Source organism: Collinsella ihumii (assembly GCF_030385545.1).
GTDB lineage: Bacteria > Actinomycetota > Coriobacteriia > Coriobacteriales > Coriobacteriaceae > Collinsella > Collinsella ihumii.
The window spans coordinates 101,145-114,779 of sequence record NZ_JAUEIQ010000002.1; the positions used below are offsets into that span (position 1 = coordinate 101,145).

Annotated in this window: 12 protein-coding genes; 3 read left to right on the top strand and 9 right to left on the bottom strand. The window is 62.7% G+C overall.

Annotated features, from left to right (window positions below; genetic code table 11):
• Nucleotides 1–4: 4 nt before the first annotated feature.
• Together QVN30_RS02665 and QVN30_RS02670 are read left to right on the top strand one after the other, a co-directional pair.
• On the top strand, nt 5–1,654 hold the full coding sequence (locus QVN30_RS02665) for a hypothetical protein (RefSeq protein ID WP_289835344.1): 1,650 nt from the start codon (nt 5–7) through the stop codon (nt 1,652–1,654).
• A gap of 999 nt (nt 1,655–2,653) precedes the next feature.
• Nucleotides 2,654–2,812, top strand: a complete 159-nt coding sequence (locus QVN30_RS02670) for a hypothetical protein (protein ID WP_154018717.1) — start codon at nt 2,654–2,656, stop codon at nt 2,810–2,812.
• Between the two features lie 225 nt (nt 2,813–3,037).
• Here QVN30_RS02670 and QVN30_RS02675 read toward each other — a convergent pair whose 3' ends face one another.
• The 5 genes from QVN30_RS02675 to QVN30_RS02695 form a co-directional block, all read right to left on the bottom strand.
• Nucleotides 3,038–3,424 carry a YxeA family protein gene (locus tag QVN30_RS02675; protein ID WP_289835346.1) on the bottom strand — a complete coding sequence of 129 codons (387 nt, stop codon included), beginning with the start codon at nt 3,422–3,424 and terminating at the stop codon, nt 3,038–3,040.
• 172 nt (nt 3,425–3,596) lie between these two features.
• Complete coding sequence (locus QVN30_RS02680) at nt 3,597–3,722, bottom strand: hypothetical protein (RefSeq protein WP_289835347.1); 126 nt, start codon at nt 3,720–3,722, stop codon at nt 3,597–3,599.
• A gap of 13 nt (nt 3,723–3,735) precedes the next feature.
• Nucleotides 3,736–5,934, bottom strand: a complete 2,199-nt coding sequence (locus QVN30_RS02685; protein ID WP_289835350.1) for an FtsX-like permease family protein — start codon at nt 5,932–5,934, stop codon at nt 3,736–3,738.
• Complete coding sequence (locus tag QVN30_RS02690; RefSeq protein WP_239456179.1) at nt 5,924–6,814, bottom strand: ABC transporter ATP-binding protein; 891 nt, start codon at nt 6,812–6,814, stop codon at nt 5,924–5,926. The genes QVN30_RS02685 and QVN30_RS02690 overlap by 11 nt, the downstream gene beginning before the upstream one ends.
• Nucleotides 6,815–6,882: 68 nt before the next feature.
• Nucleotides 6,883–7,044 (bottom strand): hypothetical protein, encoded by a 162-nt coding sequence (locus QVN30_RS02695; protein ID WP_154018718.1) that lies wholly within the window; start codon nt 7,042–7,044, stop codon nt 6,883–6,885.
• A 360-nt stretch (nt 7,045–7,404) separates the two neighbouring features.
• Between QVN30_RS02695 and vsr the strand changes: the two genes are divergently transcribed.
• Nucleotides 7,405–8,397, top strand: coding sequence for a DNA mismatch endonuclease Vsr (gene vsr / locus QVN30_RS02700; protein ID WP_289835353.1), 993 nt, complete (start codon nt 7,405–7,407; stop codon nt 8,395–8,397).
• Between the two features lie 751 nt (nt 8,398–9,148).
• Here the strand turns inward: vsr and htpG are convergent.
• The 4 genes from htpG to QVN30_RS02720 all read right to left on the bottom strand — a co-directional run bounded on the left by htpG (nt 9,149) and on the right by QVN30_RS02720 (nt 13,493).
• A complete protein-coding gene (gene htpG, locus QVN30_RS02705) occupies nt 9,149–11,182 on the bottom strand; it encodes a molecular chaperone HtpG (protein ID WP_289835354.1) in 2,034 nt (677 codons plus the stop codon).
• Between the two features lie 175 nt (nt 11,183–11,357).
• A complete protein-coding gene (locus tag QVN30_RS02710; RefSeq protein ID WP_289835356.1) occupies nt 11,358–12,008 on the bottom strand; it encodes a CpsB/CapC family capsule biosynthesis tyrosine phosphatase in 651 nt (216 codons plus the stop codon).
• 17 nt (nt 12,009–12,025) lie between these two features.
• Nucleotides 12,026–12,829, bottom strand: coding sequence for a CpsD/CapB family tyrosine-protein kinase (locus tag QVN30_RS02715; RefSeq protein ID WP_079989063.1), 804 nt, complete (start codon nt 12,827–12,829; stop codon nt 12,026–12,028).
• 1 nt (nt 12,830) lies between these two features.
• The gene (locus tag QVN30_RS02720) at nt 12,831–13,493 is read right to left on the bottom strand and encodes a YveK family protein (RefSeq protein ID WP_066830063.1); all 663 of its coding nucleotides are present in this window, start codon (nt 13,491–13,493) and stop codon (nt 12,831–12,833) included.
• Nucleotides 13,494–13,635 lie beyond the last annotated feature (142 nt).

Genomic DNA, 13,635 nt, shown 5'->3' on the forward strand with positions numbered 1-13,635 from the left:
CGTCATGCGCGATATGCTTACCCTGATGCATGTGCAGGTCCTCGGCCTGTTGAACTCGTTCGCCCCGAATGCCCAGGGCATGCCCCGCGCCGCCCGTGCTCGCAGGCTCGTGTTCGTCGCGCTGCTCGCCCTGCTGCTCGTGGCCGTATTCGCCGGCTACACGGCGCTCATGGCCATCGGTCTCGCCGTTTCGGGGATGGCGAACGTCATCCCGCCCTTCGCCGTGGCCGCGGGATCGCTCGCGGGCGTGTTCTTCACCTTCATGAAGGCGCGCGGCACGCTGTTCGGCACGCGCGATTACGACCTCATCATGTCGCTTCCCGTCCCACGGCGCACCGTCGTGATCGCCCGCATGGCGACGCTGTTCGGCAGCGCCATCGCCGTGGCGGCCATCTTCATGGTTCCCATGTACGCGGTCTACCTCGTCATGACGGGGGCGAGCCCCGTCTCCATCGTCCTGGCTGCGCTCAGCGTCGTCCTTGCCCCGCTGGCGCCCACGGCGCTCGCCACGTTCGCCGCCTTCGCCGTCACCGCGCTTGCAGCGCGCTTCCGTCATGCCGGCATCGTCTACATCGTGCTCGCCCTTCTGGCCATGCTCGCGTTCGTGATGGGCGCCTACGGCTTCTCGTTTACCGCCGGCGTCGACCACGAGGCGACTGTCGCAGCCACGCTGCAGGTCGCCACTGTGCTGGAATCGGCCATCACGAGCGCCTACCCTCCCGCCGCCTGGGCAGCCGCCGGCATCGCAAGCCACGACGCGCTCTCCTTTGCCCTGTTCGCTGCGGCGTCGATCGGCGTCACCGCAGCGTGCGTCGAGGTCATGCAGCGCTTCTATCTGCGCATCAACGGCATGCTGGCCGGCAGAAGGCGCCGGGCACGCGGGCGCGCGGCCGTCGGGGCACGCCGTACCCCGTTCACGGCGATCGTCGTCAAGGAGTTCCGCACACTGCTCGGCATTCCCTCCTATGCGTTCAACTGTCTGTTCGGCTACCTGCTCATGGTCGCCATCGCGATCGCCCTGTCGGTCATGGGCCTGCGCGGCATCCTGATGTCCGGCGCCATCGACGGAATAGACCAAGACGCGCTCGCCCACATGGGAGACCGCATCTACCTCGTGATTCCGTGGGTCTTCGCCTTCTGCGCCTCCACGGGTGCCAGCTCCACCATCTCCGTCTCGCTCGAGGGGCGCTGCGCATGGATCATGGCGAGCGCGCCGCTTTCGGTGCGCACGATTCTTTGGTCCAAGCTCGCCTCCAACCTCATTCCGGTGGGGTGCTCGCTGGTGCTGAGCACGGTCATCCTGCTTGTCTCCGGGCAGATCGAGCCCCTTATCGCAATCGAGCTGCTCATCGTGAGCCTGGGTTTGTTCCACCTGTGGGCCAACGTGGGTATCGCCATCGACGCCGCCCGCCCCAACTTCTCATGGACCTCGGCCAACGAGATCGTGAAGCGTAGCATGCCCATCACGGTGAGCGTGATCGGGGGCATGGTCTGCGAATTCGGGTTCGGAGCGCTCTGCGTGGCGCTGATTCCCGACATGGCCTCGATTGCGGCGGCGCACGCGACGGCGATCGGCGTCGGCGTCGTGGCCGCGATTCTGGGACAGCTGCTCTTCATGCGCACGGCCCGTACCGCCAGGCTCTATATCGTGTAGAATCCCCGGCACCCGGGCGCAGGACCTGCCATCAGGGCGGGCTCGGCGCCCGGCCGCCTCAAAACGGACACATCCCGCCAAGGCGCCCACGCCGGGAAAAGAGCCCTCCGAACACCCCTGTCTACCTGCGGGAATGTATGAGTTTCCGCAGGTAGACACTGTATCCTCGAATCATCCACAACCTTGACCGCCCCCACCCGAAAAGGGACCGTTCGCGGCACGAAATCAACCTTAATCGGTTCTTCAGATTATTGTCCTCACCCTGAGGTACATTTCTATTGGCGCACGTAACCGACCGTCGGATTGCTTAAGGATTTAAGCGCCGGCAACGCTGAACAGGAGATGATCGCATGCGCGCCGCACCCGAGAGAAAAGAGGACCCTCACCTCGTGAAGACCGTGGAAACCACCGCTCAGAGCAAGGCAGCGACCGCGCGCCCCAAGCGCTCTAAGGACCAGCGACTCAACCTTAAGCGTTCATACGAGGCGTTTCTGGAAGCAGCGAAGAAGGCGGGAAGCTCCGCCAAGAGCGTGCGTACCCCTTCCGAGACGTGGCCTATGCGTCCATACGCAGCATCCATCTAGGCCCTCTTCAATCTATCTGCTCGCTGATAGCACGACTCGGTCTACCAACGGGCACAGCGCCCCGCGCGATTGCTCGCGCGGGGCGCTGTTATGTGTGGGGCGTCTGCCACGTTTCGCAGTAGCACACATGTGTGAAGAAATTGTGATCATAGGCGGCAAAACTGCCCCGCTGGCGCGCCCAGAAAGCAAAACGACGCACTCCATCGCTATCCCGCACTGGAGCGAATGCAGGCAAAAAACGCCTCTGACCTGCGGTTTGTGTACGAATCTTGAATCATTTCAGAATCGTTTCCAAACACCCTTGAAAGGCAAAAATCGACCGACTACACTTGCCATCGGCAAATCGGCGAGCGCGCTGAATCCCACTGTAAACGGCGCGCACGCAACCATAACACGCGATATGAAAGGAAGAACTATGGCCGCCATCAATCTGCTCCAGTCCACCGCCAAGGCTATCGTCAACCTCTTCTCCAACGAGATCAACGTCCCCGGCGTCTCCAACACCCCCTACCTCGGCCGCACCGCTCACGTCTCCCCCAAGGTCTCCTCTGAGTTCGGTCGTCTGGCCTGCTAAAGAGCTTTCAACCCAGGTACCGAAAACGCCCGTCGGCATGAGCGCCGGCGGGCGTTTTTTCTAGCTCGTTGTGATTGCAGGCTCTTCCTGCTATTTGCGGGTTGCGCAACCCGGGGCCATCTGGGCCGAAAAGCCCAAGCCCCTTGCGCGAGTGCAAATGTGGGGACGTACCTTCCGCGTGCAAAAATGCACGCGGAAGGTACGTCCCCACATTTGCACTCGCATCTACTGCAGTTGGGTGCGCACGGTGTCGGGAAGGTCGTCGGCCTGCACCTCTTCCCAGGAGATCATGCCGCGCAGAAATGCCGCGTCGAAGCGCAGGTACGCGCCGTCACGCAGCTCTCGGCTCGTATGAAACACCGTGGTTGTCTGCGACCCGTCCTCTGCATACGCTGTAAGCTCGTAGCGGTACGGCATGTCGGAATCGGCATCGTCGCGCGTCACGCAGTCGTTGTCGATCTGCGTGTAGTACACACCGCCCGTAAGCGGTGCCGACAGCGCGACATCGCCGAACTGATCCTCAAACTGCTCGCCCAGCTTCGATACGGCAAACCCCGCGCCGCCAATCAGCAGGCAGATGGCCACAGCCACAACCGCAATCACGCGTTTCATCGATATCCTCTCACATATCTTCCGACGCCCTGAATGCCCCTGGCAGGCCACCGTGGATACGGAGACCTGCCAGGGGCTCATGCAAGAGCTCGTGCCGAAGGGGTGTCCCCAGCGTGCAAAAGTGCACGCGGAAGGTACGTCCCCACATTTGCACTTGCAGGGAGGGGCGGGGCTACGGGCGGCGCCACAGGCGGACGATGAGCCAGATGACGGCGCCGGCGGCGGCCCAGCCCATGAGCGGTAGCCATGTGTCGGTGATGCTCCGGATGACTGCCGCCCATGTGACTTGGTCGAACATACGCTTAAGCCCCCTATTGCGCGTGGCGCGTGCGAATCGCGTCGCGCACGATGCCCTTGCTCATGAGGTAGGTCACGCAGAAGTAGCCGCCATAGGCGATCAGGAAGATCAGCGTGGTGAAGCCGACGGTGCCTCCAATCGTCAGGCCGCCGAACACCTCGACCAGATCGATGATGATCGACAGCGCCACGATCGAGTGGGCGACGCCCACCACCACGGGGAACACGAAGAAGATCGTCTGCTGCACCAGCACCGAATGCGAGATCTCGCGGTCCGAGGTGCCGAGCTCCGCCAGGATCCGGTAGTTCTTGCTGGCGTCCGACACGCCCGAGAGCTGCTGGATGGTGAGAATCGCCGCGCACGCCACCACCAGTACGAAGCCGATGTAGATCGCCAAATACGAGATCAGGCCGTTCATGGAGTCCACGCTCTCGTAGGTCGAGGTGCGCGTCGCCTCGACGCCCCACGCGCCGACGAGGTTGCCCGCGGTATCGGTGATGTCGCCGTACTCACGGTACTCGCCGATGTAGGCGTCGGCGTCGTCGGGGTTCACCCCGTCGGCGTAGTTGAGCATGAGATAGCTCTGGTACGGCGGCAGGTCCAGCTGATCCACCAGGCTGTCGGGCAGCACGATCGTGCCGGAGTTCATGCCGAACATCGCGTTGACGAACGTGCTCGCGTCCTCGTTCACGCGGTCCTGCACCGGGTACAGCACGCGCCCGCCGATGGTCAGCTCAACGCCTTCGCCCAGCACCTTGTCGTAGATACGGTTCACGCTCTCGCCCATATCGGACAGGATCGTATAGCCGTCCTCGCCCAAGACGATGGGGTCCATCCCGCGGAACCTCAGGTATTCGTTATAGTTGCTCTCACGCATCACCGTCAGGCCGAGTCCGGACACCCCGGTCTCGTCGATGCCCTGGGGAAGCTCCTCGTCCACCTCCTCGCAGAGGTCCAACAGGTTCACGACGGGCATGTCGGCGCCGCGCGGTGTGGATTCGTAGAGGTCCACCTGGATGGCGCCGCCGGCGATCGAGGCCAAATCGAAGGGCTGCGCATCGTCTGTCCCCGCGTTGACGGTCTGCCGGCGGCTCATCTCCATGACGTCCACGGGCTCTTCGGCCTCGGCGAACACCACGCCGCCCTCGCCGCCCGTCACCGTGGGATCGGCGTTCAGCTCGTCCACGGTAGAGCCGCTGTAGTAGACGACTACCGTCGTGTAGTCGACCGGCGTGCCCCGCTCCACCGAGGTGTTCATCACGTCGGCGAGCGACATGCCCGCGGTCACCGAGGTGATGGCCAAGAACAGCAGCATCGCGATTATGGCCATCGAGAAGCTCACCGTGTTCACCTTGGCGGCGAGCTGGCGCATGGTCACCATGTTCAGGCCGCGCCAGTACAGGCCGCGCGCCGCCTGCAGCGCCTTGAGCAAAAAGCCCGAGAGCCCAAAGAAGAACAGGATGGTGCCGATCACGACGGTCACGGTGGTGATCAGGAACTTCTGCATCCCCTCGGGCGATCCGTCGTAGGGCAGGCCATCGTTCAGTAGGCGCACGTAGGCCACCACGATCGCCGCCAGACCGACGAGGAAGACCGCCGCGGCAACCCAGGGGTTGCGCGTCCGGATCGCCTCGTTCTGCCGCCCGGCGCTCATCAGGTCGATGACGCGGGCGCGCGCCACCACGCGCAGGTTGAACACGAGCGTGACCGCAAAAATCGCCAGCAGGCAGACCACCGTGATGAACAGGGCGCTGATCGAGAAGAAGAAATGGAAGTCGGCGATCTGGGTTTTGAAGAGCGAGGCCGTGAAGAAGGTCATGAGCCATGAGAGCGCGAGTCCCAGCACGATGCCGAGCACAAGGGCCGCCGCCGAAACGATGAAGGTCTCCAGCGCCATCACGCGCGCCACCTGGCCGCGGCTCATGCCCAAAACCTGATAGAGGCCGAACTCCTTCTTGCGTCGCTTCATGATGAAGTTGTTGGCGTAGACCATGAGGAAGCCCATGACCAAGGCCAAAAACACCGTCAGGCCGCTGATGATGCCGCCGAGCGAGGTCGCCAGGCCGTCGTTGGCGATATCGACTAGGTCGACCTGGATGGAAATGGTGTTGAACGCGTAGAACACCGTGACGGCAAGCGTGAGCGTCAGCAGGTAGACCAGGTAGTCTCTTCCCGCCCGGCGCACGTTGCCCAGCGCGAGCTTACAAAGCATCGGAACCCTCACCGCCCATCATGGCAACGACCTCCATGATCCGCTCGAAGAACTCCTGGCGCTTCGACGAGCCGCGGCGCAGCTCGGTAAAGATACGGCCGTCGCGGATGAACAGCACGCGATGCGTGTAGCTCGCCGCGAAGCTGTCGTGTGTGACCATGAGCACCGTCGCCTGGTAGTCGTGATTCATGGTCTCGAAGCACTCGAGCAGCAGGCGCGCGTTCTTGGAATCGAGCGCGCCGGTGGGCTCGTCCGCCATGATGATGGCCGGATCGGTCACGAGCGCGCGAGCGGCGGCGACGCGCTGCTGCTGGCCGCCCGACATCTGGTAGGGATACTTGTCGAGCACCTCGGCGATGGAGAGGCGCTGCGCGGTGGCCTCCACGCGGCGAAGCACCTCGGCGGCCGGCACGCGGCTGATGGTAAGCGGCAGCGCGATGTTCTCGCGCGCGGTCAGCGTGTCGAGCAGGTTGGAATCCTGGAAGATGAAGCCGAGCTGCTCGCGACGGAATTTCGTCAGCTTGGACGACTTCATGCCCGTAACGTCCACGCCGCCGACCAGCACGTTGCCGCTGGTCACGGCATCGATGGTGGAGATGCAGTTGAGCAGCGTCGACTTTCCCGATCCCGACGCGCCCATAATGCCGACGAACTCGCCGCGCGCGACGGTAAACGAGACGTCCGCGAGCGCACGCGTCACGTTGTTGCGCGCGCCGTAGACCTTCTCGACGTGACGTACGTCGAGCACCGGCTGCGCCGTCGCGGCCGGTGCGGCGTGGCGGGGCGCCTCGGCACCCCCGCGCGGCGTGGTGGGCAGGGTCATGTGGACGCGCGGCGCGGTCGCATCGATGTGATCGGCCTGCACGGTCTGCTTTCTCATGGCAAACGTTCCTTTCACTCATTACGGGTGAGCCGGCCACAAACCGGCTCGCCCGAGAAGACGCACGGCTACCTGGAATTGGTCCAGAGCAGCCAGATCATGACGATCGAGAGCGCTGCCATAACCAGCAGCCACAAGACCATCTCGAGCGCACTCATCCCAACACCCTGCTTTTTCTGCTTCACATCATACGGGTTGCGCTGATACGGGTTCATGTTCGTTGCCTCCATGACAACCACCTCCTGACCCTATAGTCGCAGCACGGCCGAACGGGAGCCATCGATTTGGCTTACACCTTGATTGCGGTTTTGTAAGGTTGGTTAAGGGAGGCTTAAGGAGGCAGCGGGATCGGCATTTCCAGGGAAACGCTGGTCAATTGCTTTCGCGGCGGTCGGTTCCGTGGCGAGGCGGATGCGCGCGAAGGCAAGGAAGGCGCAGTGGTGCTGCGCCGACGCAGCCTGAGCCCGCAGGCGCCCGGCACGGGGCCGACCGGTGCGGAATGGATTGATCAGCGTTTCCCTCAGGCAGATGCGAGATGCCGCGTCGTGTACAATGGCCTTCGATCGATTGTTCGGATAGGATCGCATACGGTGAAAACAGTTCATGTAGCAGCAGGAATCATTCGGCGCGACAACGGCGACGAGGTACTCGCCGTTCAGCGGGGATACGGTTCCATGCAGGGCCTCTGGGAGTTCCCGGGCGGCAAAGTCGAACGCGGCGAGACACCCGAGCAGGCATGCGTGCGCGAGCTGGCCGAAGAGCTGCAGGTGCGCATCGTCAGCCTGCGCAACTTCTATACCGTCGAGTACGATTACGACGACTTCCACCTGTCGATGGAGTGCTTCTTCTGCCGTATCGACGAGACGGGCGACGATACCGAACCGCAGCGCAACGACCGCCAGATGGACCTTCGCTGGGTAAGCCGGCGCTCGCTCGCAACGCTCGAATGGATGCCCGCCGACCAAGGGCTGGTACAGGCCCTGGTCGAGCTGGACGATGCCGCCGAGGTGCCTCAGCAGCGCTCGGCGCAAGAGGCCACAGCTGTGGGGCGCACGCCGCGGCGCGCCTCCGGTCGCAAGCCGGGCAAGAAGCGCAAGAAAGACCTGCTTGACGGCATCGACACCTCGGATCTGAGCGCTGCGGAGACCGAGTTGGTCCGCAGGCGCGCCGCCATCAAGAAATCGATGAAGGGCAACAAGCGGGCCGACACCAAACCCGAGATGCTCGTTCGCCAGCGCCTGCGCGCCGCCGGCCTCACCGGGTACCGCCTGCAGTGGAAGAAGGCGCCCGGCCGTCCCGACATCGCCTTCCCCGGCAGGAAGATCGCCATCTTCGTCAACGGCTGCTTCTGGCACCGGTGCCCGCACTGCCATCCCAGCACGCCGAAGCGAAACACGGAGTTCTGGGAGGCCAAGTTTCGCCGCAACGTCGAGCGCGACGCACGGGCCGTCGCCGAACTCGAGCAGATGGGGTGGCTCGCCATCACCATTTGGGAGTGCGAGCTCAAGCGCGACCGCATCGATGAGACGATGGCGCGCGTTATCGATCAGATCAACTCCGCAAGCCGAGGAAACGCCGATTGATCGCCTGTGCACGCAGGCGGCTCCGCACGAAGCGCCCGCACCCACAGGGCGTACACATTTTCTTGAGGTTCACTGAGGCAAGCGGCGATGATTCCGCCCGTTTTCGCAGGTCAGATACCTTGTCACAGAACGGACAAACAGTCGTAAGGACCTCTTAAGCCATGGTGTCGAGGCCAGCTGGTCATAATGAGGACAACACATCCGAACCAGCAGCAACACCGGATGTGCCATTTGGTGGATGAGCGAGGAGGCCGAGCATGCATCCTTCCCAAAGAGCAGCAAAAGCATGGTTACCATTGCAACCATCCCAACATGCAGACGGTTTCTCCTTCCCCCCGACACAGAGAACAGGCCTCCTCGGCTCCACCGTTTCTGATCAGAAGCATCATCGCTCTCAGGATCAAGGCGTCAACCTGCAGGATTCCTTCCATCGCCTCTTGGACGCCCTGGACGAGACGAACCTGCAGCAGTGCATCGTGGCGTAAAGCCTAAACCGTGCCCCTACATGAAAAGGACCCCGAAGGGTTTCACACCCTTCGGGGTCCTTATTGTATGAACCTCTGTTAAGCCACCGTGGATACGGAGAGCTCGTGCTGGCGTGCGCCGAAGGGGTGTCCCCGGCGTGCAAAAGTGCATGCGGAAGGTACGTCCCCGATTTGCACGGGCGCCCGGCCGCCGCGGCGCCAAGCATGGGCTGGAACGAACCTGTCCCCGACCAACCCGCGAGCGCGATCGATCCGTGAGCCTCCGACTACATCAGCTCACAGACGCTCGCGGCAAACGCCACGGGATCCTCGGGCAGGATGCCTTCGACCAGCAGGGCCTGGTCGTACAGCAGGCCGGCGTACAGCTTGACCTTCTCGGCGTCGCCATCCTTCTGGGCGGCGACGAGCTTGGCGAACACCGGATGCTTGGCGTTCAGCTCGAGCACGCGCTGCGTCTTGGGCAGACCGTCGAGGTCGCCCTCCGGACCGCGCTGGAGCACCTTCTCCATCTCGAGCGACAGCGGGCCTTCCGTGGTGATGCACGCCGGAGACTCGCTCTCGCCCACCAAGCGCGCGGACACCGCAACCTTCTCGACCTTGTCGCCCAAGGCGTCCTTCATGGCCTCGAACAGGTCGCCGTTCTCCTTGGTTGCCTCCTCGGCATCCTTCTTCTCGTCCTCCGTCGCCAGGTCGAGGTCGCCCGTCGCGACATTCTTGAGCTCCAGATGACGATCCTCGAGCTCAGGCTCGGCACCGTCGGCCACAGCCTTGGCGGCAGCCTCCTTGGCGGCGTCGTCCTCGTAGACCTTCGGCATGTCCTTCGCCACGTACTCGCGCATGGCCTGGAAGGTGAACTCGTCCACATCCTGCGTAAGCAGCAAGACGTCGTAGCCGCGCGCCAGCACACCGGTCACGACCGGCATCTTCTCCAGACGCTCGCGCGAATCGCCGGCAGCGTAGTAGATGGCCTTCTGTCCCTCGGGCATGGCGTGCGCGTACTCGGACAGCGTCACCATCTTCTTCTCGCGCGCGCTGTAGAACAGCAGCAGGTCGGCAAGCTCGTCGGCCTTCATGCCGTAGCTCGAATAGATGCCGTACTTGAGGCCGCGGCCGAAGTTCTCGAAGAACGTCTCGTAGGCGTCGCGGTCGTCATCGCGCATGCTCTCGAGCTCGCTCGTGATCTTCTTCTCGACACGGCGGGCGATGGCGCGCAGCTGGCGATCGTGCTGGAGCGTCTCGCGCGAGATGTTGAGCGACACATCGGCCGAATCAATCACGCCGCGGACGAAGTTGTAGTAATCCGGCAGCAGGTCGGCGCACTTCTCCATGATGAGGACGTTGGAGCTGTACAGCGCCAGGCCCTTTTCGTAATCCCTGCTGTACAGGTCGAACGGCGCGCGGCCGGGGATGAACAGAAGCGCGTCGTACTCGAGCGTGCCCTCGGCATGGAAGCTGACAGTGCGCGCCGGATCCTCAAAGTCGTGGAACGTGGACTTGTAGAACTCGTTGTAGTCGGACTGCTCGACATCGGAGGAATGCTTCCTCCAGATCGGCGTCATGGAATTGATGGTCTCGAGCTCCTGGTAGTCCTCGTACTCCGGCTTGTAATCGTCGCCCGCGTCCTCAGGCTTGGGCTTCTGACGGCTCTTGGTGACCATCATCTGAATGGGGTAGCGAACGTAGTTGCTGTAGCGCTTGATCAGATCCTTCAGCCCCCACTCGGACAGGTAGCGATCGTAGTCCTCGCCCGGCTCGCCGTTGGCGCCCTGCTCGTTGTCGCGCAGCGTCAGGATGATGTCGGTGCCGTGGCCGTCGCGCTCGCCCGGCTCGATGGTATAGCCCTCGAGACCGTCGCTCTCCCAGACGTTAGCCTCGTTGGAACCGAATGCGCGGCTCACGACGCGCACGTGCTTGGCGACCATGAACGCCGAGTAGAAGCCCACGCCGAACTGGCCGATGATATCCACCGCGTCGCCCTGGCTCTCGGCGTTCTCCGCCTTGAACTCCTGGCTTCCGGAGTGTGCGATGGTGCCGAGGTTCTTCTCAAGCTCCTCGCCCGTCATACCGATACCGTTATCCGAGATGGTGAGCGTGCGCGCATCCTTGTCAAACGACACGCGGATTGCCAAGTCCTCGTCATCCAGCTTGACGCTTTCGTCGGAGAGGCTCTTGAAATTCAGCTTGTCGACAGCGTCCGATGCGTTGGAGATGAGCTCGCGCAGGAAGATCTCCTTGTTGGTGTAGATGGAGTTGATCATAAGGTCGAGCAGCTTTTTGCTCTCTGTCTTGAACTCGCGCATATGCATCCTTTCCGGTTCCCAAACCTGATGTATTCAGACTTAGATTTTATAACCATAGGGCGCGCAAGTATTCAGATCGAGCAGAAAAGGCGCAATTGAGCGCAACAGGACGCAACAATCCAACTGATTTCAGGTATTTTTCTATGCCAGAATAGCAACCGGACAAACCGGCCAATTAGCGCATATGGCGGCCGCGGATGGGGAACTTGGCACGCGCTTCGGCGAGATAGCGGTAATGCTCGGGGATATGGGCATCGCTCGCGATGTAAGAGTACATGAACTCGTCGAACATGAGCTTGGCGGGGCGCTTCTCGCGACCCAGGCGACCGCCTGCGATAAAGTCCGCGGACGCCTGCAGCTTGCACCCCATGCGCATCAGGCGGACGGCGACGTTGAGGTCGTCCTGGATGGCCCGATACCGCTCGGGATGTGCGATGATGACCTCGTAGCCTCGACCCTGAAGCTCGTAGATCGTGCGCTCGTACTCCCGGAACTCGAGCTTGCCCGCATGCGTCGACAGCTCGAGCAGGAACTCGTTCGTTCCATCGAAGTGCAGATAGTCGACCCAATCCATGCCAAGGTCCATGAGCTTGGCATGGTTGACCTCGAACCCCATCTGCAAGGGGAATCCGTCCGCATGCGCGACGAGCAGCTCATAGGCATCCCACATGGCGTCGTAGTCGAAGTAGGGGTCGCGGCAGTGCGGCGTGCACACGATGCTGGTCACGCCCGCGGCCTTCGCGGCCTCGAGCATGGCAAGGCTCTCGTCGAGGTCCGCGGCCCCGTCATCAACTCCCGGAAGGATATGGCTGTGGATATCGCGCATGGTCGGGACAGGCTCGCTTACGAACGGCGAGATGTGCGGCTCTTAGAGGTAAGCCCGGTCGACGGAACGACGCCCTGGGCGGCACCGCGCGTGTCGGCGGCAGCCCGCGCCGGAGCGGCCGCAGGAGCATCGGAGGTGTCGGAGGTGCGAACCTTCTTGCCGTCCTTGGTGTAATACGAGTAGTAGTAGTCGCTGACCTCGGTCTCGCAGTAATTCATGACCGTGCCGATGATGTTGACCTCGGCCTTCTTGAGCTGGTCGACGGCCGCCACGATCTCAGCGCGCTTGGTGAAGTTCTCGCGGATGACGAACAGGAGGCCGTCGGACAGATGACCCACCTCGGCGGCGTCGATGAACGTGCCCACGGGAGGCGTATCGAAGATCACGTACTGGAACGTGGACTTCAGCGCCTTCACCAGGTTCGCGAAGCGACGGGAGGCAATGATATCGGCGGGATTGGGGATATGCGGCTCGGAGTCCAGGAAGAACAGGTTCTTCTGGCTGGTCTCGACGACGGCATCCTCAAGACGCATCTGCTCGGAGAGCACGGCGTACAGACCGCCGCGCGAATGGACGCCGATCATGTCGGCCATGCTGCGGCGGCGCATGTCGCACTCGACCAGCACGACGCGCTTGCCGCTCGTCGCGATGGCCTGCGCCAGGTTGAGCGCAACCGTCGACTTGCCCTCGTTGGGCGCCGTCGAGGTGACCGTGATGACGCGAATCGGGTCGTCAAGGCTTGCGAAGCGGATATTGGCAAGAAGGGTCTTCGCCGCGTTCTGAACAACGAGGCGATCGGCAGTGGCTTTACTCCTAGGCATGTTACTTACCACCCTTCATAGCAGGGATGCGACCGACCACGGGGATACCGAGCAGCTCCTCGGCGTCCTCGGCGCTGCGGACGCGCGTGTTGAGCATATCCATGAGGACGACGATGGCGACAGCCAAAAACAGGCCGGCCATGAAGGCGACGGCGATGTAGAGCAGGCGGTTGGGGCCGCTCGGCGCATCGGGGGCAACGGCCTCGTCGATCACGTTGATGCTGTCGGCGACCTGGACGTCCTGGGCGACGACGGAAACCTGCTGGGCCATCTCGTTGGCGACGCTGGCAGCGCTCTCGGCATCCGGACCGTCAACCGACAGGGTGATGACGCGGGTCGTCGTCTCGCTCGCGACGCTGATGTCGAAGTCATCGAGATCCTCGAGGCCGAGCGCCTCGGCGGCATCCTGCCTGACTCGATCGCTCTCGAGCAGCGCGGCGACGTCGTTGGCCAGAAGCTGGCTCGCCGTAAGCTCGTTGTAGTTGGTCGTCTGCCCCTGGGCCGCGCTCGAGCTCGCCAAGATGTACATGCTCGTCTGGGCCGTGTAGGTGTTGCGCATGACCGCGAAGCTGGCAACGGCCATGACCAATGCACAGGCAACTGGAAGCACAATCACCAGCTGCATATGCTTCTTGAGCAGCTGGAACAGTTCGAGCAGTGTCATCGAACGAACCTTTCACTATTCCCTTGCTCGCCGGGAGTCCTCGGCGCACACGACAGCTCGCCCGCGCAGACCGAGCGGCCCGCGAGAACAGCTGCCATCTTGTAAACCTTCAACATGGTATCGTAAACGACCGCATAAACGA

Bases quoted from the DNA above. Each gene is read 5' to 3' on its own strand.
- QVN30_RS02720 (WP_066830063.1), bottom strand. From the start codon at position 13,493: ATGACACTGCTCGAACTGTTCCAGCTGCTCAAGAAGCATATGCAGCTG.
- htpG (WP_289835354.1), bottom strand. From the start codon at position 11,182: ATGCGCGAGTTCAAGACAGAGAGCAAAAAGCTGCTCGACCTTATGATC.
- QVN30_RS02695 (WP_154018718.1), bottom strand. From the start codon at position 7,044: ATGGAGGCAACGAACATGAACCCGTATCAGCGCAACCCGTATGATGTG.
- QVN30_RS02715 (WP_079989063.1), bottom strand. From the start codon at position 12,829: ATGCCTAGGAGTAAAGCCACTGCCGATCGCCTCGTTGTTCAGAACGCG.
- QVN30_RS02675 (WP_289835346.1), bottom strand. From the start codon at position 3,424: ATGAAACGCGTGATTGCGGTTGTGGCTGTGGCCATCTGCCTGCTGATT.
- QVN30_RS02685 (WP_289835350.1), bottom strand. From the start codon at position 5,934: ATGCTTTGTAAGCTCGCGCTGGGCAACGTGCGCCGGGCGGGAAGAGAC.
- QVN30_RS02670 (WP_154018717.1), top strand. From the start codon at position 2,654: ATGGCCGCCATCAATCTGCTCCAGTCCACCGCCAAGGCTATCGTCAAC.
- QVN30_RS02665 (WP_289835344.1), top strand. From the start codon at position 5: ATGCGCGATATGCTTACCCTGATGCATGTGCAGGTCCTCGGCCTGTTG.
- QVN30_RS02710 (WP_289835356.1), bottom strand. From the start codon at position 12,008: ATGCGCGATATCCACAGCCATATCCTTCCGGGAGTTGATGACGGGGCC.
- QVN30_RS02690 (WP_239456179.1), bottom strand. From the start codon at position 6,814: ATGAGAAAGCAGACCGTGCAGGCCGATCACATCGATGCGACCGCGCCG.
- QVN30_RS02680 (WP_289835347.1), bottom strand. From the start codon at position 3,722: ATGTTCGACCAAGTCACATGGGCGGCAGTCATCCGGAGCATCACCGAC.